Annotated in this window: 18 protein-coding genes; 3 read left to right on the top strand and 15 right to left on the bottom strand. The window is 47.6% G+C overall.

Annotated elements, in window-relative coordinates; all coding sequences use genetic code 11:
* Nucleotides 1–99 precede the first annotated feature (99 nt).
* Together AYY16_RS21405 and AYY16_RS06755 are read left to right on the top strand one after the other, a co-directional pair.
* Nucleotides 100–234: a hypothetical protein gene (locus tag AYY16_RS21405; RefSeq protein WP_263317254.1), complete on the top strand. Its 135-nt coding sequence runs from the start codon at nt 100–102 to the stop codon at nt 232–234.
* Nucleotides 231–614: a hypothetical protein gene (locus AYY16_RS06755; protein ID WP_067363708.1), complete on the top strand. Its 384-nt coding sequence runs from the start codon at nt 231–233 to the stop codon at nt 612–614. The genes AYY16_RS21405 and AYY16_RS06755 overlap by 4 nt, the downstream gene beginning before the upstream one ends.
* A gap of 526 nt (nt 615–1,140) precedes the next feature.
* Here AYY16_RS06755 and uraH read toward each other — a convergent pair.
* Nucleotides 1,141–1,548: a hydroxyisourate hydrolase gene (gene uraH, locus AYY16_RS06750; RefSeq protein ID WP_067363705.1), complete on the bottom strand. Its 408-nt coding sequence runs from the start codon at nt 1,546–1,548 to the stop codon at nt 1,141–1,143.
* A gap of 400 nt (nt 1,549–1,948) precedes the next feature.
* Here uraH and yajD point away from each other — a divergent pair, with 400 nt between their 5' ends.
* Nucleotides 1,949–2,296 (top strand): HNH nuclease YajD, encoded by a 348-nt coding sequence (gene yajD, locus AYY16_RS06745; RefSeq protein WP_067363702.1) that lies wholly within the window; start codon nt 1,949–1,951, stop codon nt 2,294–2,296.
* Between the two features lie 76 nt (nt 2,297–2,372).
* On the opposite strand, the gene AYY16_RS06740 is transcribed toward yajD, so the two are convergent.
* From AYY16_RS06740 to tssE, 14 genes are all read right to left on the bottom strand, one after another.
* Entirely contained in the window at nt 2,373–4,106 is a 1,734-nt protein-coding gene (locus AYY16_RS06740) for a type VI secretion system baseplate subunit TssF (protein WP_067363699.1), read from the bottom strand.
* Between the two features lie 83 nt (nt 4,107–4,189).
* Nucleotides 4,190–5,536 (bottom strand): VasL domain-containing protein, encoded by a 1,347-nt coding sequence (locus AYY16_RS06735; RefSeq protein WP_067363696.1) that lies wholly within the window; start codon nt 5,534–5,536, stop codon nt 4,190–4,192.
* Nucleotides 5,537–5,568: 32 nt separating this feature from the next.
* Complete coding sequence (tssM, locus tag AYY16_RS06730) at nt 5,569–9,060, bottom strand: type VI secretion system membrane subunit TssM (RefSeq protein WP_223861119.1); 3,492 nt, start codon at nt 9,058–9,060, stop codon at nt 5,569–5,571.
* A 56-nt stretch (nt 9,061–9,116) separates the two neighbouring features.
* Entirely contained in the window at nt 9,117–10,577 is a 1,461-nt protein-coding gene (gene tssA / locus AYY16_RS06725; protein WP_150384616.1) for a type VI secretion system protein TssA, read from the bottom strand.
* A gap of 5 nt (nt 10,578–10,582) precedes the next feature.
* Complete coding sequence (gene vasI, locus AYY16_RS06720; protein ID WP_067363689.1) at nt 10,583–11,230, bottom strand: type VI secretion system-associated protein VasI; 648 nt, start codon at nt 11,228–11,230, stop codon at nt 10,583–10,585.
* The gene (locus AYY16_RS06715; RefSeq protein ID WP_067363686.1) at nt 11,227–12,036 is read right to left on the bottom strand and encodes a hypothetical protein; all 810 of its coding nucleotides are present in this window, start codon (nt 12,034–12,036) and stop codon (nt 11,227–11,229) included. Before AYY16_RS06715 ends, vasI begins: the two co-directional genes overlap by 4 nt.
* Nucleotides 12,033–14,720, bottom strand: a complete 2,688-nt coding sequence (tssH, locus tag AYY16_RS06710; protein ID WP_067363683.1) for a type VI secretion system ATPase TssH — start codon at nt 14,718–14,720, stop codon at nt 12,033–12,035. Before tssH ends, AYY16_RS06715 begins: the two co-directional genes overlap by 4 nt.
* Nucleotides 14,720–15,490: a type IVB secretion system protein IcmH/DotU gene (icmH, locus tag AYY16_RS06705; protein ID WP_067363680.1), complete on the bottom strand. Its 771-nt coding sequence runs from the start codon at nt 15,488–15,490 to the stop codon at nt 14,720–14,722. The genes tssH and icmH overlap by 1 nt, the downstream gene beginning before the upstream one ends.
* Nucleotides 15,487–16,839 (bottom strand): type VI secretion system baseplate subunit TssK, encoded by a 1,353-nt coding sequence (gene tssK / locus AYY16_RS06700; RefSeq protein ID WP_067363677.1) that lies wholly within the window; start codon nt 16,837–16,839, stop codon nt 15,487–15,489. Before tssK ends, icmH begins: the two co-directional genes overlap by 4 nt.
* A 1-nt stretch (nt 16,840) precedes the next feature.
* Nucleotides 16,841–17,380: a type VI secretion system lipoprotein TssJ gene (gene tssJ / locus AYY16_RS06695; RefSeq protein ID WP_067363674.1), complete on the bottom strand. Its 540-nt coding sequence runs from the start codon at nt 17,378–17,380 to the stop codon at nt 16,841–16,843.
* 12 nt (nt 17,381–17,392) lie between these two features.
* Entirely contained in the window at nt 17,393–18,652 is a 1,260-nt protein-coding gene (gene tagH / locus AYY16_RS06690; RefSeq protein ID WP_067364830.1) for a type VI secretion system-associated FHA domain protein TagH, read from the bottom strand.
* Nucleotides 18,653–18,656: 4 nt separating this feature from the next.
* Nucleotides 18,657–19,682 (bottom strand): type VI secretion system baseplate subunit TssG, encoded by a 1,026-nt coding sequence (gene tssG / locus AYY16_RS06685; protein ID WP_067363669.1) that lies wholly within the window; start codon nt 19,680–19,682, stop codon nt 18,657–18,659.
* Entirely contained in the window at nt 19,646–21,427 is a 1,782-nt protein-coding gene (gene tssF / locus AYY16_RS06680; RefSeq protein ID WP_067363666.1) for a type VI secretion system baseplate subunit TssF, read from the bottom strand. Before tssF ends, tssG begins: the two co-directional genes overlap by 37 nt.
* Nucleotides 21,428–21,431: 4 nt before the next feature.
* Complete coding sequence (gene tssE / locus AYY16_RS06675) at nt 21,432–21,869, bottom strand: type VI secretion system baseplate subunit TssE (protein WP_067363663.1); 438 nt, start codon at nt 21,867–21,869, stop codon at nt 21,432–21,434.
* Nucleotides 21,870–21,871 lie beyond the last annotated feature (2 nt).

Genomic DNA, 21,871 nt, shown 5'->3' with positions numbered 1-21,871 from the left:
TCTTCTGGCTGATTGTTATCTGTATTCACTCCCGAATTACTGCAAGCCGCTGCCGGGGTATCCGCAGGCTGGGGTGATTAATTATCAGTGTGAATAATTATGAAAAAGATTATTTCTGTCTTATTTAACGGCTGGTTATGGGCGGTGGTGTTTTTCGGGCTTTGGATGTTCAGCCTGCTGTCAGCCGGGCAATCGGAAGGGCAGCATAAAGACAAAGTGATCAGCAAAAGGTGATTGATAACGCCTACACCAGCTTTAATATCTTTGACCGCGCTGCTGCCGAGAATGCCAGCCGGAACATGCAGGCAGAAGCTAAATCACAGGAGAAACAGATTGAATACCGCACCATCATCCGTAAAGAGTCTACCTGCAATTTATATATTCCTCAGTCTGTTGCTGACGGGCTGCTCAGTCATGCCTACACCCTCCGTGAATCAGCAATGCGTTCCTCTCCCGGCATAACTGACACAACCGGTGCTGGTGCCATTACCACCCACCGACTGACATATTGCTGGGCGGCTGAGTGGATTGAGCCGTTGCTGACTGCACTTGATGTAGTGAACGGGCAACTAATGGGTATCCGGAAGGCAGATGTAGAGAGGAATGAAAAGTAACAGTAGATAAGGTCATACTCCTGGGTAACGATACCGATTAAAACGAAACATAAATGCTGTATTTTTATACATCTCAATGTTGAGTTATGTTATCTGAGGAATTGAAAATGACTGAAGTGACAAAAGAAGTTTGTTGTGAAAATGGACAGACAGTAATCAAAATCATAGTGAATAACTATTGCAAGTGCTGCTGTAAAGGTGAAGAGCCAGAGAAGCCGAAACCAACATGCCCGCCAATACCCACATGCTCACCAATACCACCGGTAACAACACCGATCCCAACAACGCCAATGGTTTCACCAACGCCAACACCATACCCATCACAAACGATAACCGTAACTTTCTGGTGATACCCAGTATTATATGTATATAGGAAAAATATGCTGAATATTTGCCAAGTTGTCGAACAGTAAAAATAGATTACTGAAAATAGCTAGCCTCGCTAAATAGCGGGGCTTTTTATATAAAAATTAGCCCGGCGAGAGACCAGGCAGGCAAAGTAGTTTATCAATAAAGTATCTGTATATTAACTACCCCGATAAGTGGAGTATCCATATTGGCTTAATAGCAATGGTATATGATAATGCTGACTAGTGTCCTCTATATTAAATTCAACAGGAATTTCCGGGAAGAAGCTTTTTAAATTATTATCTTTAAAATACTCGCTGGTTTTAAATGTAACTCTATATATTCCTTTTTTCTCATTAACATTATCAGGCCACAGCTTTTGTATTCTGCCATCATTATTTGTCTTTGCTGTATTCAGAATGTGCCAGCTACCACCTTGCTTTTGTTCCAGTATTACATTGACGTTACTTGCAGGGCTCCCTGTTTGTTGGTTAAGTATATGTACGCTTAAAAGATCAGAAGCAAATCCGGTTGCTGGTAAAATTAATGAGGATAATAACAATACTGATAATAAATTTTTTTTCATTAAATATTCCTTTTATAGATGTGGTATTCAGAGGAGATAATAGTATGGGATCCTGGAGTATAACCTGACAAAAAGATTACAAATTTGTCAGGTTGAAATCAGCAGAGACAACGCTTTATATTTAAATATGAATTAAGTTAAGCAGTACATGTAGTATTGGTGAGAAAAGAAGAAGGATGCCGGCAGAAACATAATAATTCATCACAAAGCCTGTTACTCACCGGGCATAGTGGTTTAATTATTCCGGACATCATTTTAGGTGGTAAGATTATCATCTTAACAAGAGGTGTTTCATGACCACGACACGTTTTTTCGTGCTTACGTTTCTCTTTCTGATTCATTATGGGGTATATTGGGGGCACTATCGTAAAACACTCTTTTTATAACAGGCAACATTGCAATGGCTCTTATCCCCAAAAACTACGCGCGGCTGGAAAGCGGCTACCGTGAGAAAGCCCTAAAAATCTATCCGTGGGTATGTGGACGCTGCACACGGGAGTTTGTTTATTCAAACCTGCGTGAATTAACCGTTCACCATATCGATCACGACCATACTAATAACCCGGAAGATGGCAGTAACTGGGAGTTGTTGTGTCTGTTTTGCCATGACCACGAACACTCGAAGTACACTGAAGCAGACCTGTACGGTACAAGAGTTGTCGCGGGAGAGGATGCGCAGAAAGATGTTGGTGAAGCGACCTATAATCCTTTTGCAGATTTAAAGTCGATGCTTAATAAGAAGAAATAATGTCAGCAACGACACCTCTGGTACAGGGCTGCTGAAGTAGCCCTGATCATCTGTCTGCGATCCCCTCTCCATCAATTTAAATCAACGATTTATATCCACGAAGTAAATATGGAGACAGGTACCATGTATTGTCACTGTCGGTAAATTTAACATTCATTTTCAGCAGCATATTTTCTGAAAGACAAAACGGGAAAAAGTGATATAAATGCATTACAAACATAAAAGCATCACCGTGGTTATCAAATTTTTCCGGATTTAATGTCATCGTCAGAGAAAGACAGCGATAGGGCTTGCCTTTCATCAGGCGATCCTCAAGGGCTGTATTAATATCGGTTAATCCTTCCAGACGCTGATTAATTTGTTTGCAGCGCTGGCGGTCATTCTCTTGATATAAAATATAGTCGCTGACCATTTGCTTAACAGATTCAACAGAAGAAAGCATAAACCCATTCGCACTGTAATGAGATAACAGATTCCAATAGTATTTGTTATCCGTTATCGGGGGATAGCAGGGTGTGCATGCTGTAATATTTTTTGCTGTAAGCAGATCAGGCAGTAACGGGCTTAAATGACAGATATCACCGGGATTACTCTGTGGGTTATTAATGATACAACGGTAACAACACCGGAAATGAGGTCCGGGCGGGGTCGTTATTACTTCACCCTGACTATTATAAAAATGTATATAATAATTATTTTTTCCGGTGATCGTTTTATCAATACTGAGCGCATAAAACCAGGCGTCTTTATATTTTGGCAGCAGCCGCGATGATGGCGTGAGATGAGTAACAGGATAAAAATTAGCGACTATGCCCCGTTGTTCATCATGTGGCTCAAAAGCCAGCTGAATATTTTCAAGTGTCGTAATAAAATGAGTGCCCTCTACCGGTAAATAGTAAACAGATTCATTTTCCTGAAAATCTAAAATAATTTCTTTTTGCTCTTCTTCATTAACAACAGCAATACAGTTAAGGTTAAAACTCCCTGATAATACATCATTATGCAACGGAAGTTGTTTGTTGAAATAGATATGCAATAAAAAGGAATCTGATTCTTCCCATTCCAGGGTTGGTACAATTACCGGAATGTCGATGTCAATAAAATGATGAACATGGTCAATATATAACCCTTCCAGCAGTTTTTGTGGCCAGTTAGGTTTGTTTTCCGGGTGATATAAAACAGTATTGTTCTGTCCTACCTGAGGAATGAAATTAAACCGGGTTTCATCACCGTGGTAACGTGTATTATTGTGCTCTAATTCGATATGTCCGAAATACTGGCAAAACCATAACAGTAATGTGTTAGCAGATGAAACGGATTTATCCAGAAATAAAGAGAAAGGGGCGGTCGCATGCTCCTCTTTGTTTCCTCTGTACTTAAATTCCAGTGACAAACATGTTTTGGACGGATGGTGTGTTACATAGCGACCAATGAGAGTGTAGGGCTGTAATGTCGTATTATTACAGGTTGAGAAAATCTCACCCTCGTTCCCTTTGATTACTGTTCCGGCCGGAATATCCAACGGAAAATCAATTTTTCCTCCGCTGTCAAACTGTACAATTGCGGTTGCGGGAATACCTTTGATTGCTCTGGATTGCAGGCGCTGTAAAAGAGGCAGGGTAATTTCAGGAAAAGCGTCATCCACTTTTTCCTGAAGACGGGCACTGAGAAACGCAAATCCTTCAAGTAAACTGCCGCTCTGTTCGTCATGCGGGTCAAGTACATCGGCCAGGTGCGGATATTCTTTGACAAACTCACGACTGAGTTGCTGAAGGTAATGTTTTTCCTGTAAAAATTTAAATTCACTCATCTGTACTGTTACCCTGCACCCGGTGTTTAATGTGTACTTTCTTCCCAACAGCAGTACCCTGATGTACCACCATGCTATTTTCCTTATTCCTGTTTTTCGGTACCGGGTTTTAAACCTGCATTTTCAGCTTGTTTTTGCAGGTCAGCATACAATGCAAGCAAACCATTGAGTTGCAGGTCAATACGATGTAACTGAGCCGGAGAGATAGGTTTTCCGCTGTGGATATCGGCAGATAACTCACGCAGATAGTCTTCAGCAGGGCGGATTTTATTATGATTTTGCTGAATATTATAAATTTCAGTTTTCAGATATGACAGAGTAAAACTGCCACGGTTTTTTTCCTGAGTCACAATTTTATCAGCCAGTGCCTGCAGGCGACCGGATGTGACATACCAACTGTCTGTTCCGGCGATATCTGCTATCCGGGTTTGCAGTACATTTTGCCATCGCCGGGTGGCATAGGCCTGATCGGGACTGTTAGGCCAGTACCGGCGGGCAATTTCTGTCATTCTATCTGCCAGATTCAGCTGTGCCAGCGGGGATTGTTTTTCAGCATCGGATAAAAATTGTCCGTATGTTGCCAGTTGCGGATGTGCAAACCATTGTATAACGGCACTCCCCGGTTGGCGGATAAATGCACTCAGTTCCTCTTTTACCGGTTTATAAACAGTAAAAAACAGCGCAATAACAGCAATTACGCCCAGCCCCGCACCGGAAAGAAAACCGGTCAGCCCGCTTATTTTCCGGACCGGGGGTGCAGGCTGTGGCGGGTCAGCCTGAACATGAACAATACGGATCGACTCCTGCGAATGCGCCGGCGGACGCAGGGACGGCGCAGGCTGGTCATTGTTATCACCCGTGATATAAACCAGCGGAGCGAGCGTTACTGACGGAAGTCCCTGTTTATCTGTTGCAACGGGTGTTTCTGTTTTTTGTGCCAGATTATGGAAAAAATGTTGCAGATTCCCTGTTTTGGGCTCTTTGGATGAGGGAACCTGTGTCAGTTTATCCGTAATTAACTGCAACGCCCGTTCAGCGCGGTAAATCAGTCTCAGGTCATTTCTGCTGAATGACAGCTTACGGATAGCCGTCATTGCCTTGGTATTAAACCAATTCATAATATCGATACGATGATTTTCCTGAGGTGGCCAGAGAGAATCCCAGTCATGCACCACCATCATGGCTATCAGTTCCGCACCTTCTGTAAAGCCGGTCAGTCCGTTACGTTGTAATCGCGCCAGCGTGTAATACACGGCGGTTTGCAGGTCAACGCCGTTGTGTTTGAACAGTGACAGTGCAAGCGATTCAATTAATGACCAACTGACTTCCGGTTGTGACGGATGATTGAGTTTATTTATCTCATCACGGATTGCCAAAAATTCCGGCATATCAAGCGGTGATTGCCCTGTTCTGATAATAATACCGTCCATATACTGCTGCCTTATGTGATATCCGGTTTCGGTTAATAAAGTGTTTCAGGGAGACTGAAGCGGGAAAACAGGTTACCGGAGAACGGGTTATCCGCCTCATCCATGTAAATACGGTAACTCATTTCGCCGTCATCTATAGCAAACCGGACATCGAAACTGTTCGCGGTGACGTTTGTCAGTTTGCCGGTCTGAATAAGCCTGATTTGAGACCACGGACCATTATTGATGATGGCCCGCGGTGATTTTCCCTGAACATCGGATACCAGTGTCAGTTTACTTTCTCCTCCGGAACGCATGGAGTTAGGCCAGATCATATGGACAACATTACTGCGCCCATGCGCATAATCGAGAATTTGTCCGTCCAGATTCAGGACACTGCGGCGTTTATTTCCGGATAACTGCACCGGCTCTACCGCAAATTGCGTTTCAAGATTTCCCTGCGCAGTGAAGAAGGCATTACGGATCCGGTTTGCGGTTTCTATCTGCTCCATGACGTCAGGGCGGATCAGTGACTGACCGTCTTCACTGACCAGCAGGTTATTTTCAGCAAATGGCCGCAGGTTTTGTTGGTAGAATGCATCCAGCGTTCCGCCCGGTTTGAAGAACCGTTCAAATTCACTCAGAGGAACATCGCGGGTCGATTTCGGGTCAAAAGGATAGCGGCCTGCAATATAGCTGTTGTATTGTTTAACAACGGACTCATTCCACTCCACTTCCAGATAGCGGATAGCTTCTTTCTGAACCACAATCCAGGCTTGATCAGCCAGTTCGCCAACCCAGCGACCCAGCGGTTCCGGCATAGTTTTGGCCATCTGACTGACTTCAAAAATGGCATCACGGTTATTTTCTTCAAGACGCAGGAACACGGCTTTCAGTGCTGCTTTTCCCGGAACCGGGGCATTTTCAATACTGAGAAGGTAGCGGTGTAATTCATTGAGCTTCTGGTTGATATTTTGCAAATTGTCGCCGTTATTACTGACGAGGATTTCAGTCTGAGGTGCAAATTCACGATTAATCCGGCTGAGCAGACGGTACTGGCTTTGAGCCATTAACGCCTGTTTTTCTTTTTCTGTCAGATTGCTGTCCACCACCGGAAGACTGGTATTATCCCGTAAAATCTGTAATGCACGGCGCAGAGGTTGTTCACCACTGATGATTTGCTCAAGTGCGCTTATCTCATCCGAAATGGTGTCAAACTCACGTATCTCAAGATTACTCATTGCAGCACGCCAGTTCGCGGTATAGTCCCCCAGATACTGTTCACTAATCTGATGCTGAATCTCCCGGCGGTCGCTTTCACTGTATTTAACGTTCTGAGATAAATTCAGTACCCAGGCATCCAGCGCGGTGAGATCGACCAGTTCTTCATTCTGGCGGATAAAGTAGTTAGTCAACCCGTTACGTGTTAAAAATTGCGGCACTTCAAGTTTTTCATCATCCAGTGACACAAACACACGGCTGAAGCCCGGACCTACCTGATGGCGGATATCCAGAGGCGAGGCCAGTTCGTTAAAGCCTTTCAGGCGCAGAGTCTGATAGACCCGCTGATAGAGAGAGAGCTGACTCAGTTCTTTTTGTGCCGCTTTCATGACCGGCGCAAAAGGCAGATAAGCCCGGTTTGCGACGGCATCGCCCCCGTTACGGTCAGCGGCCCAGTCAGTATGCTCAAGCGCATAGTCAAGATGAGACATCAGCTGAGACTGAATATCATTTTGTCCTGTAAATTCACGGCTCCAGCGTTGACGTAAATACGCTTTAACAATGGCATCATTGCGTCCGCTTTTATCTTCCAGCATGCGCATAACCCGCAGTATGGCTAGTTTTTCTTCACTGTTTTCAGGTGCATTATTTAAATCAATTTGTAAACCGGTCATGATTGCCGGCAAAAAACGGACAATCAGAAGTTGCAGATAACTTTTTTCCACATACGGACCAATTTTTTTCCCCTGATACAGCCCCAGATCGGTAAATACACCATTTTTCTCACGATAATTACCATAAGCGGAAGTTGCATCATACAGCGGATTGAGAACCGGTAACTGGCGTACGCCGGAAGTATCCTGTTGATTATCGGCAGCAACGCTGCTGAATGCACTGACTTGCGATAACACATTTTCCCCGGCCTGATAGTTCTGATCGTAATAATGATGCCAGCCCGTCCAGAGTGCTATTAAACCGGCTGCCGTGGCCGTTGAGGCAAAAAAGAGTTTATGATGATGGTGTCTGAGCCAGAACCGGTTCTCCGTTGCCAGATTGGGTTCTGAAAATAAAACATCACGAAATAATTGCCCGGTAAAATAGGTGAATGTTTCACTGACCGGCCAGGTATTGGTCGGCGATACCGGCAGATTGTACTGAACAGCGGCACTCTGCGTGAAAATATCATCTATTTGTCCGCGCTGAGTGGATGAGGTCAGATAAATCCCGCGGATGAGCGGAATGTCTTCATCATTGCTGCCAATCAATTGTTGCAACAGATCAGTCACCCGGTTTTGCAGACCAACCATCTGGCGGATAAAACTGAATAATTCGCTGCGCTGACTGTCATCAACCCGGTTAAGCATCATTTCAGGCAATGCAGCGTTGAGTTGAGCTATCCATTTTTCCCAGAATGTTGTCAGTTCACTGAGCCAGGCATTTTGGTCGTCCGGTGTGAAGGTAACGCCCAGAACAGATTCCCGCAGCGGAATATCCAGTGACTGGAACATCGCATTGAAGCCCTGTAACAGGTCGAGTTTGGTCAGAACGATATACACCGGAGGACGGGTGCTGAACGCCTGGCGGATTTCCTGAAGACGCAGATGGATATCCGCAAAATAACGGCTTCCGGCTTCTTTATCTGCAGTGATTAACCGGGATATATCTATTGTCAGAATGATCCCGTTCAGTGGCTGGCGTGTGCGCTCAGAGACCATCCAGCCAAGCAGGCTTTGCCATAAACGATGATAAAGCTGTGGTTTTTCATTACTGTCATGCGGCTGGGTAATTAAACGCCCCCGCGGCATCAGTAATACCGCTTTGTCTGTCAGCGAGCAACGAACATGCAGATCCAGACCTTCTTCTGATACCACCCGATCCTGTGGCGCCAGATCCAAAAGACTCAGATTGGCGGAAAATAAGGTGTTTTTACCACTGTTTTCCGCACCCAGTACCAGATACCAGGGGCGCTGATAAAGTGACCGGTTATTATTCCCGAGATGACGGCGTAATTGTCCGAGCCAGTAATCAAGGTAGCGGGTCTGAAACTCAATATCTTTTCTGATCGGATCAACAACAGAAAGCTCCACATCCAGTTTCAGTTTTTCCAGTTCACGAACCCGCCGCCGGGCACAATATCCTACCCAACTGATAACAATAAGAAATAATCCCAGGGTGGCTAACCAGCGGGCACTGACCGGACGCAGCGGATAGTCATCGCGGAAACGAAAATCAGCGCCCCAAATCCAAATCCAGAGAAGAATAATGGCAGGCAGAACAGCCAGAAAAATAGTCAGGGCAGATTTAAATTTCGGCTTATCAGACATGAAAAATTTTCTGAACAGCCCCTGCACATTTACTGATGGCAATGATGGTTTTTTCATCACACAATATTCCTTTTAAAATCTGAGTCCGGTATTTTTTCTGCGAGTTGCCGTAGTAACGCGGGTTCCCACTGCTCAACACTGCTGTGCAGTACCGTATAATAAAGTTGCTGATAGTGAGCCTGTGCCAGCCCGGACATTCCCGACTGTTCAATAAATGAGGCGGCCAGTAGTTGCAGATAAACACGATCACGCGGCTGTTCTGCTTTATTTATGGCATCGTCGATTTTTTGCAGTGCGGCATTCAGTCCGTCTTCGGTATAGCAACGGGTAATTTCGTCGCGGGGTATCTGTCCGTCAGATGACGCTCCCGGTATACCTGCCGGTGATGATGACGCTGCCAGCCAGTCTGCCGTTTCAGCAGAGATAAAAGGCGTCATATCAGAGAACAGGCAAGATGACAGCGCGGGTATCCGGGCAGTAAATTCTGCTGCGGATTGCCGGATAGCCTGCGCTGCCTGATGAAATCCCAGCCGGTCGGCTGCCTGTGCGGCAAGATAGTGCCCGTCGAGCCAGTAGGGGGCGAGGCTCAGGCTTTGTTCGATTTCTGTGAGCAGAGCGGGAGTTGCGTGAACGATTTTTTCCCGGTAATCCATTACTCTGTCCGGTGAAACGGAGGCTAACGGCGTTTTCCCGCCGGAAGTGGTTGCCGGAACAGTCTGTATTGTGTGCCAGATAGCATAACGGCGTAACAGATACCCGACAGCGTTCTCCGGTGCCCGGCGGCATAATAAATCAGCGACAGCCAGTAATGCATTTTTCCGCGAGCGATCATTGCCGGTATCGATATCATTGACCGGAACAGCCTCATCCGGTGACAAGGCTGCCGGATTGTTTTGCGCCGTGGTTAAGGCCGGCGGTGTGATTTTTTCTGCCGTTAGCAGCGAAGCGTGAACAGACGACACGATATCATCCGGTTCACGGCTTTCTATCCTGCGATATCCGGTGCTTAGTGCATCCAGTGTCTGAGACAGTTCCGGGTATTCTGTGCGCCAGAATTGTGCCAGACCGGCAAAATCGCCCAGGACATTATCCCGTTGTTCTGGTGTTGCTTCACGGGTGAAACCGGATTGTGCCAGTTCAAAACGTTGTAAGACCTGTTGGGTCAGGCGAAGTTTTATCCGTTTATTGGCAGGAAAGCAGTCATTCCAGAATTGCCGGCAAAACTGAGAAAAAAGTTGCACCGCAAGGGTAATTTCATCCGGCTCTCCCGCGTGCTGGAGTGTGCGCAGCAGATGAACAACCAACCGGAAGTCTTTTGTCCGCGTTGCCAGCAGATTCAGTGTACGGGACTGAATGGCTGCGACATCAAGGGACGCATGTGTAAGAGAGCCGAATTTAATCATTCCGCTGTCAATAAATTCCCAGTCAGTATCACCATCATCAATTGCACTATGCAGTAATGATGTTTCCAGTGGTGCCAGCAGTTGCTCTGACCAGTTAAATCGTGTCGCTATCATTATTTTCACCAACGGCAGGCCGCACGCAATGGTTTGATACTCTGAACCAGATCTGTCAGATCAAATGTCACCGGCTCTCCGTTTTCAGGTGTGATCGTCAGTTTCTCTCCGGTCATTATCCGTTTTATCTCATCGATACCGGCTAACCCGCGGCTGGACTCCAGTACATAGCCGTTTTCCCGGATAAACCAGTCGCTGCTGAACGTTGTCTGTTGTGTGGAAAGCCGTATCCCCCGCTGAGTGACCGGCGAGTTCATCACCAGTTGCATCCGGGTAATGTTATCCACACAGCTCAGCATGAGTACCGGGCGCGGTGGCTGAGTGCCTATTGCCGGTGCTGTCATGATGACAGGCCAGGTCCCTTCACCGGGTTGTGAGGTGATAAATGAAACTGAATGGTCACTGCGTTGCGCTTCATTTGCCATGGCTCTGCGCCAGATGCTGCCTTTTTCTGGTGTTATAACCGGCGGTAAGGCTTTTTCTCTGCCAAGATTGTCATAGCACTCCAGGCGCACAAGCGGTGACGCCTCTGAACGGCAGGTTGCCAGTAATGCAGACATTTCATCTGAAAGCAGGGGACCCGGCTGTGCCTGGCTCCATAACGGTGTAAACAAAAGCAACGCCGTCATTCCCCGGATAATCCTTTTGGTCATGACATGTACCCGTATTTTTTTAATTTATAGATGAGTGAACGTTTAGAGACATTTAAGTTTTCAGCCATCCGTGCGATATCGTTATCATCTGTTAGTTGGCGGTAACTCAGGACCTCTGATTCATACTGATCCAGCGAGTGCTGAAGATCATAGACATCCGCCGGGTCAGACAAGCCGGCAGCGGATTTTTCTGCAACCTCATAAACCGGTGCTGCGGCCTGTGTGATCATCATTTCAAGCCGGCGTTCTTTTTCCTGCGCAAGCTGAGCAAGGTAACGGAGCTGATTATGTTGTTCCTGCAACTGATTCAGTTTTGTCAGGTGCCGGAAATGGCGACAGAAAATCTGGTAATAAATAGCGGTTATTCCTGTTTCATGTTCATTATTTTTCAGGTCTGTGCCCAGGCGGCATATTGCACCTGATATTTTGTCGTCATGATCGGTGAACGGATATCCGTGCACTCCGCTGCCCGGTGGTAATTCACTGATAAACTGTTTAAAACTGCCGTTATCAAGATAACTTCCCTGTGATAAGTTTCTCCAGAATGTTGGCACAGGGTTGAATGTCACCTGTACCAGCGGGTGGCGTATATCTGACGCATCAGTATCCAGCAATCCGGGAGTGACCTGTCGGCGGGTATAATCAACCGACCAGCTTATCAGTTGGTTATCGCGCGGACTGAGCAGGGTGATAACCATTGCACTGAGTGTGCTGCAATGAAAACTGTGCAGCAAAAACTGAGAAATCAATGATCCCACCGTCTGACATTCAATTAGTGACAGGGCGTTTTTCAGTCGCTCTTTCATTCTTGCACTCTTACCTCTGCAGTAAACTCACCTCCGGCGGCCATCAATGTAATGTGACGGATTATGTCTCCTTTGGCGGTATGCCGGAGGAGAAGGAGAGATAACGGCGGCAGCAATGCACCATCAATAACTGATTCAAGAATACGGGCACCATTTTCAGCACGGTTAGCCCGTTGCAAAATGGCATCACAGACACTGTCATCGATAGTGACATCCGCGCCGAAGCGCTGAACCAGGCGGGCGGTCAGCTGACTCAGTTTGAAACGGATGATACGGATCAGCGTTTCATCATTAAGCGGCAGGAACGGGATCACTTCCATTCGTGCTAACAGTGCGGGTTTAAAGAATTCAGTCAGTTCCGGGTAAAGTGCATCAAGCAACTCATCCGGCCGGTTTTCATAAGCGACAATAGTGTTATCACCCAGATTTGAGGTCAGAAAAAACGCCACATTCTTACAGTCGATGACGCGGCCTTCACCGTCAGCCAGTTCCCCTTTATCAAACACCTGATAGAACAGATTCAGAACATCAGGATGCGCTTTTTCAACTTCATCCAGTAATACGACTGAATAAGGTTTGCGGCGGATAGCTTCTGTCAGTACACCGCCTTCGCCGTAACCCACATAGCCCGGAGGTGAACCAATCAGACGGGAAACGGTATGCTTTTCCTGAAACTCAGACATATTGACCGTCGTGAGATACTGTGTGCCGCCAAACATCAGCTGAGCTATCTGTAATACAGTCTCCGTTTTCCCCACACCACTCGGACCGACCAGCAAAAAGGCACCCAGAGGTCGTCCGGGGCGGCGCAAATCGGCACGGGCGGTTAATAAGTGTTTATGCAGATGAGCAATCGCCAGATCCTGTCCCTTAATAAATTCTTCCAGGTAGTGTGGCAGTTCGGTCACGATTGACAGGGCATCCTGAGATAACCGGTTCAGTGGCACACCGGTCCATTCCGCAATGACGGCGGCAATCTGTTTTTTACCGACGTGAGGGGAGACGAGGGAAGATAATTCCCGGCAATCCTCCAGCGCCTGATTCAGTGCCTGTAATTTTTCACGGATAGCGGCAACAGATTCAGATCCTGTTTCTGCAGAAGGCGCTGCGGTTGTTTCAGTATCTGCACTATCTGTTTCCGGCGTTTCTGCCGGTTCTTTTGATCCGGTGGTATCAAGTAACTGTGCCCGCAGTCTGATAATCTCCCGGACCAGTTCCTGTTGTGTTTTCCAGTCCTGTTGTAATTGTTCAAGAGACTGCAATAAGGTACTTTTTTCCAGGTATAGCGCGGCCAGGCGGTCGTCATGATTCACCAGGCCAAGCAGCGCTTCGCGCTCAAGAATGCTGCATTCCATCTCTGTCTGATGTAACTGTGTTTTGAGAGTGGAAACCTGTTTTGGTGGTGATGTCAGGTTAATCGCTGTTCGCGCGCAGGCCGTATCCAGTACATCAATGGCTTTATCAGGTAGCTGACGACCGGAAAGATAGCGGTCACTCAGTTCTGCGCAGGCACGCAGAGCGTCATCATCAATAAAGACGTTATGCGCTGATTCATACGCGGTCCGCAGTCCGCGCATAATGATGACCGCTTGCGCAGCTGTCGGCTCTTTAACCTGAACTAACTGGAAGCGTCTTGCTAATGCAGCATCTTTTTCAAAATATTTTTTGTATTCGCTCCAGGTTGTGGCGGCAATAGTACAGAGTTCCCCCCTTGCCAGGGCTGGTTTCAGCAGGTTAGCGACATCGGTTCCGCCTTGCTGGTTACCTGCGCCAATAAGTGTATGGGCTTCATCGATAAACAAAATCACCGGTGTGGATGAGCACATAATTTCCTGCATCAGTCCTTTGAACCGTTTTTCAAATTCACCTTTTACGGCAGCACCCGCCTGTATTGCACCTAAATCAAGGACATGCAATTCACTGCCCTGCAATTTTTCCGGTACGTCGCTGGCAAGGATACGCAGTGCCAGCCCTTCGATTAAGGCACTTTTCCCGACACCCGGTTCGCCGACCACGACAGGGTTATTTTTTCTGCGGCGGCACAGAATATCGATCATTAAATCAATTTCATTATCGCGGCACAGTACGGGATCTAATTTTCCCTGACGTGCCTGCTCTGACATATTCTGAGTAAAACGGGCAAGAAGGGTATCACCACGTTGTGCGGTATTGCTGCCGTCCGGTAATGATGTCATTTCACCCGACTGACTTTCCGCAGATCCTGCTGTCCACTCATCAAATTGCTGTTTTAACTGTTCACGATTAATTTTACTGAGTAATTCACATGCCTGATGTGGCAGATAACGCTGGGGCATCTGGAGTAATACCAGCAATAAAATACCTGACCGGAGCGTTGTATGATGATGTTCCGCGGATGCGACGAGCCAGCCATCTTTGAGGAGTTCGCTCAGCAGAGGGGAGAATCCCGGATATCCCTGAGTGAGTGCCTGATGTGGTGGGATCAGCGTATCTGCTGCTGACATCAGTTCACTGTGTTCAATTCCTGCACGCTGACAGATTATCCGGACATCGGTTAACGGCGTTTCAAGTAAGCTGCACAGAAATAATGATGCGGTAATCTCCGGCTGTTGTTCACTGACACAACGCGCTGCTGCCGTTTCCAGTGCATGTTTTGCGACCGGGTCCAGTCGGTTGACTAACGTTGAAAGATCGACATTTATCATTAATTTATACCCCGGCTCAGTAACGGTGTTAATTGATCTAAAATGTTCTGTGTCTGCTCATTAAGGTGTGACAGGTACAGACCATAAATACCGGCGGCACAAAGTAGTCCGCCGATAAAAATATATTTAAGCCGCAGGCGCTTACCTAAGTGGTAGCGGTGTGATTTTGACGATACATCGTCATATATCACCACAGAGCCCTGTTCAGGTCTTAGCTGACGGATCTGTTTCTGCAGGCGGCGCAGGAGCTTGTTAAATTCATCATTATTACCCTGAGTTACTTTGTAACGACCCCGGTAACCGAGACACAGACAGAGCCAGATAAATTCAATCAGATCCAGATAACGTTTTGGTTCACCCAGCAAGCGTTCAATCAGTACAAAGACTTTTTCTCCGCCCCAGGATTCATTATGAAAATGGACCAGTAATGATTTTTTCACCCACCCGTTATCGGTATTCCATCCCAGCCCCAGCGCTGTTTCATCGATGAATGTGCATAGTACGTAACGGAATGACACAATCGCACCCGGCTCATAGCTCTGAGACTGAAGTTGTTGCTCAATCGCCTGAATATCCGCGACAACCTGCGGGTACAACTGCTCCGGGAGCGGGGAGCCCGACATGGTACGCATACGCATCACCATTCCGAGCAACGGAGTAGCGGCATCGATCATCGGATTAATATTTTCGCCGCGCAGCGGGATCCGGTACTGCTTATTTTCTGCCGGTTGTTGTGTGTCATGCAGAGTTAGCTCTGGTTCGCCGGTCATGCATCACCTCCGTTACGGATGGCCCAGAACTGAATATCCAGCTCGGGGAAATTACCGGAGACGTGGAATGCAATCGACCCGCTCTGCTGAATTTCCTGCCATGCGCTCCCCTGGCGATCAAGGCGGAAATAGGTATAGCCTGCGTGATAGGGTAACTGGCGGGGAGCGGCAGAAAGTGAAATCAGTGGTACACCCGGCAACTGAACACTGACCAGATCACGGATGCGGTTAACGGATGTGATTTTCGTCTGCTGAGTAAACTGACGACGTAATTGTTCCTGCGGTATTTGTGCGCGGACAGCAACAATGAACTCGGCCTGCTGCAGTAATTGCTGATCCTGAATCGTCGCGACCCGAATTCCGTGCTCCTGTTCCTGCAGGTGTATTGCGATAGCCCGTGGCGTCAGTACCACACTCAATGCCTGGCGCAATGCCCGCATCAAAGGGGGATAACATTCACTCAGTGACTGATGATTGTATTTCGGTAACTGACCGGACAGGCGGGATTGGTCAGTAAAGGTATGTAACTCCCCGCAAAGTGAGAGTAACTCGCTGAATAACGGCTCCGGATGAAGGACATTCTGAGCGGCAAAATGTGAAAAACGCGGAGATGCGCGGTTAAGCAACTGCAACATCATAAATTCAGCAACATCGGCTATTCCCTGTTGCCCGGGGGACCCGATCCGCTCTGCCAGCTGACGGGCGCGTTCAGCCAGTGTTCCGCTGAGTTCGTCCAGGAAACCGGTTAATAAAGGTGACAGACGGATATTCAGACAAGACGGAATAAATGACTCATCAAGGATTAGTCCTCCGTCGGCAGTCTGTTCACTGATTCGACAGATTGGCACGCAAACGTAGGCATTAAGCTCAGTCGCACCCTGTTTAAGAACCGGGCTCAGTTTTGCAATATTGAGCATACTGACGTCACCGTTTTCGGTATGCAGATCCCGTACATCCTGACGACACTCTTTATAACGCGCGGTCAGCTGATTATTATCACTTGTCGCGATTTCATTGACCGTTGCACTGTGCAGTGGCAGAGCCAGATAAATAATGTTATTGCCGGTATCATTAAGACCCGAAATATCAATCGGCGGAGGAAGCTCATCCTGAGACGGCATTGAAAATAATGTACCGTCAGGCATGACGCCGGTTGCCTCAGAGATACCGACCCGGCCGAGCCGCAAAATATCGTCATTTATCACCAGAGAGGTCAGTCCGGCATAGTGACCTATAAAAGCCGAAAGCAGGCTTTGTGTCACATAATCCTGATGACGTTGCTGCTGCTGGAAGTGCTGCGGTTTGATAAACAATCCTTCACGCCAGATAACCCGGTTTTTCATCGACATACTATTCTTCTTCCTCTTTGCGCAGTTCCACTTCATTTGCACGAACATGAACCAGGATGTAATACTGACGTCCGATCCCGCTTAATTTAATAATTTTCTTCCATTGTGTGGCGTTAGGATCAGAGTAGTGAACGATCACACCCAGATAACGGTTCTCATCGCCTGTCTTCAGTAATGCCAGTGGTTTGTACTGATCCGGCGTCAGCGTATAATCCTGATGGTCGATATAGTTTTTACCCAAAATGTCGGGCAGGGGTTTTTCATCCAGTTGATCAAAATCCATTGATTCAAAACGGGAGTCCTCACTGAGGTACACCAACTGCATCTCCACCGGTGACGGTTCACCATCCGGATTCGGATTCATATCCGGTTCAGCAAGGAGTGTGATGGCGATTTCAGACGGACGCTGGCTGGCTTTCCCTACCGGAACATCCGGATCCCACAGCACTTTCCCCACTTTTTTTGTCGCCTCCCAGGACTTACTGCATCCGGTTAAAACCAGTACCAGTAACAACAATCCGTATCGCAATTTCACACTCATGATGTGCGTCCTTTATATACTTTTCCGTAATGCCCGGTCGTATGCGTGGGTGTAAACGTCATAGAAGAGTTTTTCAAATCCCTGTTGGCGGCCGGATTTCAGTTCACGGTAATAACTGACATACATTTTCCATGCCCAGTCAGGATCCGGCTCATGCTGCTCTCCCGCCCGCTGATATTGGGCAAAGCGCGCCAGCAGTCGTTCGGGGGAAAAAGCATCCAGCATAGTATCCAGTGCCACGGAGATGGCTTCCTGGTTTGCCTGGTTGTGAAGCTGAAGGTTATTCAGGCTCTCACTGACAGCAGCGGTCGGTGAAAGATGTACAGGGCTGCGCTCTTCGCCGAACAGAAGGCGTAACGCTTCCTGATAATCCACGTTGAGCCGTAACGGATTATCTTCAATAGGGCGTAACTGTTTGTCTCTCAGGTTATCCTGGCTTTTTTGCAAAATGAGCAACCCTTCGATTGCCGCTTTCAATGTCCGGCCGACTTCGGTCAGGAAATCATTTGCCTGGCGTGAGTTTCTCAGCGGAAGATGCGCTTCCAGCCCGTGCATCAGGGGGTTAACGGCAATATGTTCGGAGTCAGACGCCGGGATATCATCCGTGGCGGAGAGTTTGGGGAGATCCATATATTCCTGCACAATGGTGTTTCCGTGGTTATCGGACAGCGGCGATGCGTAGCGGGTGGCTGAATGAAGGTTATCAGCCAGCAAGCCGTCGGTATCATTTTCCTGAGTGCCTGTATCTGTGGTAAGGCTCTCATTATCCAGCGCTTTCAGCGGATCATTGGTATAACCGCTGCGGACTGTTGCGGTCTGAGTATCGGTTATCTGCGCATCTGCTGGTGGAATTGCCCGGCTGTCCATCAGACTATCCAGCGGATTACTATCCGCGGAAATAATATCCTGCGGGGCAACAGACATAGGGTCATGATAAAGTTCCCCGGCCATCGTAATGTGTGCTTTAAACCGGAGTTCGCCAATATCAATGATATCGCCCCCGGACAAACGTACTGCACCTGCATGACGTGGAATCGCCGTCTGATTAACGCGGACAGGCTCTGTCAGTGTTTTCAGGCAAAAAGTCTGATCCTGCCAGACAATACGGCACTGAATCCCGGATACTTTCCCGAGACTGTCCTGGAGTGACCAGGTGCAGTCGGTATTACTGCCGATAGTACCGCCCTGAACTGAAAATTGAGCCGTCGCAGCCCGCCCGCTCTCCAGTCGGTTACTGTTTACTAAATGAAAATTAAGTTGTGGTTTATCCATCATGTTATTCCAATACAGAAATCGTCACGAAAGGCTTCAGTTCGGGTTTACCCAGAAAACTCCGCCAGCCCAGTTGGTTGTTATCCTTTTCGCCGAGCACCATTCCGCCAACCTGTTTCTCCGCCATGCACAGCCGCAGATCCCAGGCAAGTTGCTCATGCATGATGTAAGAAACAAAAGTAACAAGCGGTAAAAAATCCTGTCCATTGGGCAGAAACCGCATATAACGGGAAAGCGGTAATTCACTGATTTCAATGGTGTACTTCCCGTTACAATCTTCTATTTTTGCCCCCAGACTGAAGTTTTCACCCAGCAGCGTGCGTGGTTTTGCCGTCTGTCCGGTACTGTATAAAATAGTTCCCAGCCGGTTTTGCTGATCATCAGGAATAGTGACCCGGCGGGTTTCCCAACCGATCAGGTTTACATCGTCAAGGTCAAAACAGTGTGAAATCAGACTGCATATCACATCAGCCGATCGCCCGGGGCTTGCCAGCAATCCGGCGTATGCCAGCATTTTGTTATGGTTTATGGGGATCCGGTTGCGGATGTTCTCACTACCCAACCCGAGTAACGCAAACATATAACGGGAAAAGGCATCATGTCCGTCAGGCTCAAAAGAGATGTAGTACCGGTATTTGCGCCAGATCCGGTGTAACAACGAAACGAAGCGGTGATTAAACAGATTAAGAAAATCTGTCACACTTTCAGTCTGTTGCGCGTCTTCCCATGCGAAATTGTCGAGATAATACCCGGGCAGCGGTGACTGACTACCGTGCAGCCCTAAAAAGGCAACTTTGACGTCATAAGTGCCGTCAGCATGGCGGGTGACATCCGTAACATCCCGGGTAGGGAACGCTATACCGGCATCTGACGTAAAACGGACAGCATTTTCCCCGGATTTTCCTGCCGCTATCACTGACTTTCGGAGTAATTCAGCCAACTGATAGAAGTCATATTCCGTCATGCCGGTTGTACTGTCAGTGGCGTTGATGCTTATATCAGTGCTGACTGATTGATATTCGCCGGCCATAAATACGTTTCCCGGTTGTCCATGTTGATAACTTCCAGTTCATGGAAGGTATTTACGCTGGTATAAAGTTCAAAAAAGTGTGCAATGACAGAGCAGAACAGATACAAATCACCTTCTGATGAAAATGCATTCTGATAAACCGACAGTGTTGATTTCAGACCGCGTACCGGTAATCCCCGGTACAGATATTCAACAGGTTTGCTTTCCATGCTGACCAGAGCATCGAGACATTTTTGTGTCTGACGGGCAGTCTGTTGATGAAATACGGACGTCAGATCATAAAGCTGTAACAGTTCCCTGAGTGAATCCAGGCTCAGTAATGACTGATAATTGAGTGAAAGGTTTGTCAGCATTGACCAGTGCAATGAATGATCCAGCAATGGCAGCAGTGTTTTCGTCGGTTTGATAATATTGGTCACCCCGGCGAGATCCGCCAGCGGTGTAATACACCGGTTAATCATCCCTGTTGACAGACAACCTGCGATATCCCGGTTTGTACAGTTAAGGGAGACAGAAATGATTTCATCGCATCCGGTCAGTTCGTGTTCATTACTCCGGACAAACGAAATCCGGTGACGAAATCCTTCGTTATCCGGCGCCGGCAGGGTTCGTAACCGGTAGTACAGATCTTCATTGCCGGTATTTATCTGATTCTGATGATGAAAGCTTTCAAACTGAGTGTAGTGCGTACGTTGCGCCGGAAGATGCCCACAACGACGCAGTCCGTCGACACGGCGGACTGAAAAAATATCGTAACATTGTGCATGGGCAAAGCACGGGCTGAGAGGGTATTCACTTTGTTTTCCGTCAAGCTCTATGGCTTCACTGTCCATCACGAACAAATTGGCTGCGGGCACGCAGTTGATCCGTATGGTTTCTGGTGTGATGGCAACTGACAGTGGCAGCGGACGGGAAAAACGGATAGTCAGAGAACACTGATTGCCGGTCATAACCGGCGGAATATCATCCAGCCCTGCAATATCCAGGAATAAAAAGGCCTGCGGGAAACTAAAATATTCCTGTAGCAGGCGATGTCCCTCATAGCTGTTTTTCGGGTAAGGCAGCAGGGCATCTTCCCGGCAGAATCCGACCGGTGTGACTGAAAATTTTTCCGGCGTAAAGGTGTGCTTTTCCGTTGCCAGCGTAGCACCGGCTATTGCATGGTTCAGCCGGTAATAGAGTTCGCGGGCAGAATAATCATCACCATCCAGATAAATCCGCAGACGGGTCAATCCTGCCTCAGATAATTTTACTGTTCCGGTAAATGTAAAATGCAGCGTTATTGACTGAGTATCACTGTCTGTTCCTGATACTGTAAATGGCATCACCCAGGCATCACGACACTGTGTGAAATGACATACGGGATGATGAATCTTATCCTCTTCAGAATCACTTTCGGCAAACGTAATTTCGCGGCTCTCAAAAAGAGTACCGGCAGGGATCAGACAAGGCTGATTAACCTGTGCGTCCGGTGTTAACTGCATAATAGTCATCGACGGGAATGGCCGCGGGTAGCAGGGCCAGAGCATCGTAACAAGGCTGTTAGTCAGTTCAGGAAACTGACGTTCAACCTGTCCCCGCAATGAAGCCGATAAATAAGCAAAACCTTCCAGCAGGCGCAGTACATCAGGATCGGTACTCTTTTCTGCTAAAAAATTAACCAGATGAGGTTTATACCGCGCAACCGTACTTTCCAGTAATTGCAGATATTCCAGTTCATCAGAAAAATAGGGATTACGGGGCATACATTCAAGCCTGTTTCAGTCTGTAGTGCCGGTGACTGTCCATCTGCATATTAAATTCAATTACCTGTGACTGACTTTCCAGCAGTACTAAAGCAGTAATCCGAAACTCGAGGAGCAGGGGATTGCTTTCATCAATAAGCCCCTCCACAGTGACGTCACTTATCCGTGGCTCATAGTGCAAAATACAGTTCCTGATAGCCGCCTCCAGACTGACTCTGAAATCCACTGCAGTTGCAGTGGCATCATTCAGGTCAATAACGCCCAGTTCCCGGCTGCTTTGGCAGGTTTCAGGATGAGTATTGAGCACCAGTGTCAGGTGTTTTTTTACTGAAGCGGTCAGTGCTGTGATACGCGACTGGCGGGAAGCACCGGAGTGCTCCCCCCTGATCCGCTCAAAAAGACGGATCGGTTGCGCGGTCTGACGACGATAAAGCGCCCCCATTC

Origin of the sequence: Morganella psychrotolerans (genome assembly GCF_001676155.1) — a bacterium.
GTDB classification, from domain to species: domain Bacteria; phylum Pseudomonadota; class Gammaproteobacteria; order Enterobacterales; family Enterobacteriaceae; genus Morganella; species Morganella psychrotolerans.
Note: the sequence above shows the minus strand (reverse complement) of the source record. Positions and strands in the feature narration are given on the sequence as shown.

Bases quoted from the DNA above. Each gene is read 5' to 3' on its own strand.
- tssJ (WP_067363674.1), bottom strand. From the start codon at position 17,380: ATGAGTGTGAAATTGCGATACGGATTGTTGTTACTGGTACTGGTTTTA.
- tssF (WP_067363666.1), bottom strand. From the start codon at position 21,427: ATGCCCCGTAATCCCTATTTTTCTGATGAACTGGAATATCTGCAATTA.
- tssA (WP_150384616.1), bottom strand. From the start codon at position 10,577: ATGATAGCGACACGATTTAACTGGTCAGAGCAACTGCTGGCACCACTG.
- uraH (WP_067363705.1), bottom strand. From the start codon at position 1,548: ATGAAAAAAAATTTATTATCAGTATTGTTATTATCCTCATTAATTTTA.
- tssK (WP_067363677.1), bottom strand. From the start codon at position 16,839: ATGTCGATGAAAAACCGGGTTATCTGGCGTGAAGGATTGTTTATCAAA.
- yajD (WP_067363702.1), top strand. From the start codon at position 1,949: ATGGCTCTTATCCCCAAAAACTACGCGCGGCTGGAAAGCGGCTACCGT.
- icmH (WP_067363680.1), bottom strand. From the start codon at position 15,490: ATGACCGGCGAACCAGAGCTAACTCTGCATGACACACAACAACCGGCA.
- tssH (WP_067363683.1), bottom strand. From the start codon at position 14,720: ATGATAAATGTCGATCTTTCAACGTTAGTCAACCGACTGGACCCGGTC.
- tssE (WP_067363663.1), bottom strand. From the start codon at position 21,869: ATGGGGGCGCTTTATCGTCGTCAGACCGCGCAACCGATCCGTCTTTTT.
- tssM (WP_223861119.1), bottom strand. From the start codon at position 9,060: ATGTCTGATAAGCCGAAATTTAAATCTGCCCTGACTATTTTTCTGGCT.
- tssG (WP_067363669.1), bottom strand. From the start codon at position 19,682: ATGGCCGGCGAATATCAATCAGTCAGCACTGATATAAGCATCAACGCC.
- AYY16_RS21405 (WP_263317254.1), top strand. From the start codon at position 100: ATGAAAAAGATTATTTCTGTCTTATTTAACGGCTGGTTATGGGCGGTG.
- AYY16_RS06740 (WP_067363699.1), bottom strand. From the start codon at position 4,106: ATGAGTGAATTTAAATTTTTACAGGAAAAACATTACCTTCAGCAACTC.
- AYY16_RS06735 (WP_067363696.1), bottom strand. From the start codon at position 5,536: ATGGACGGTATTATTATCAGAACAGGGCAATCACCGCTTGATATGCCG.
- tagH (WP_067364830.1), bottom strand. From the start codon at position 18,652: ATGGATAAACCACAACTTAATTTTCATTTAGTAAACAGTAACCGACTG.
- vasI (WP_067363689.1), bottom strand. From the start codon at position 11,230: ATGACCAAAAGGATTATCCGGGGAATGACGGCGTTGCTTTTGTTTACA.
- AYY16_RS06715 (WP_067363686.1), bottom strand. From the start codon at position 12,036: ATGAAAGAGCGACTGAAAAACGCCCTGTCACTAATTGAATGTCAGACG.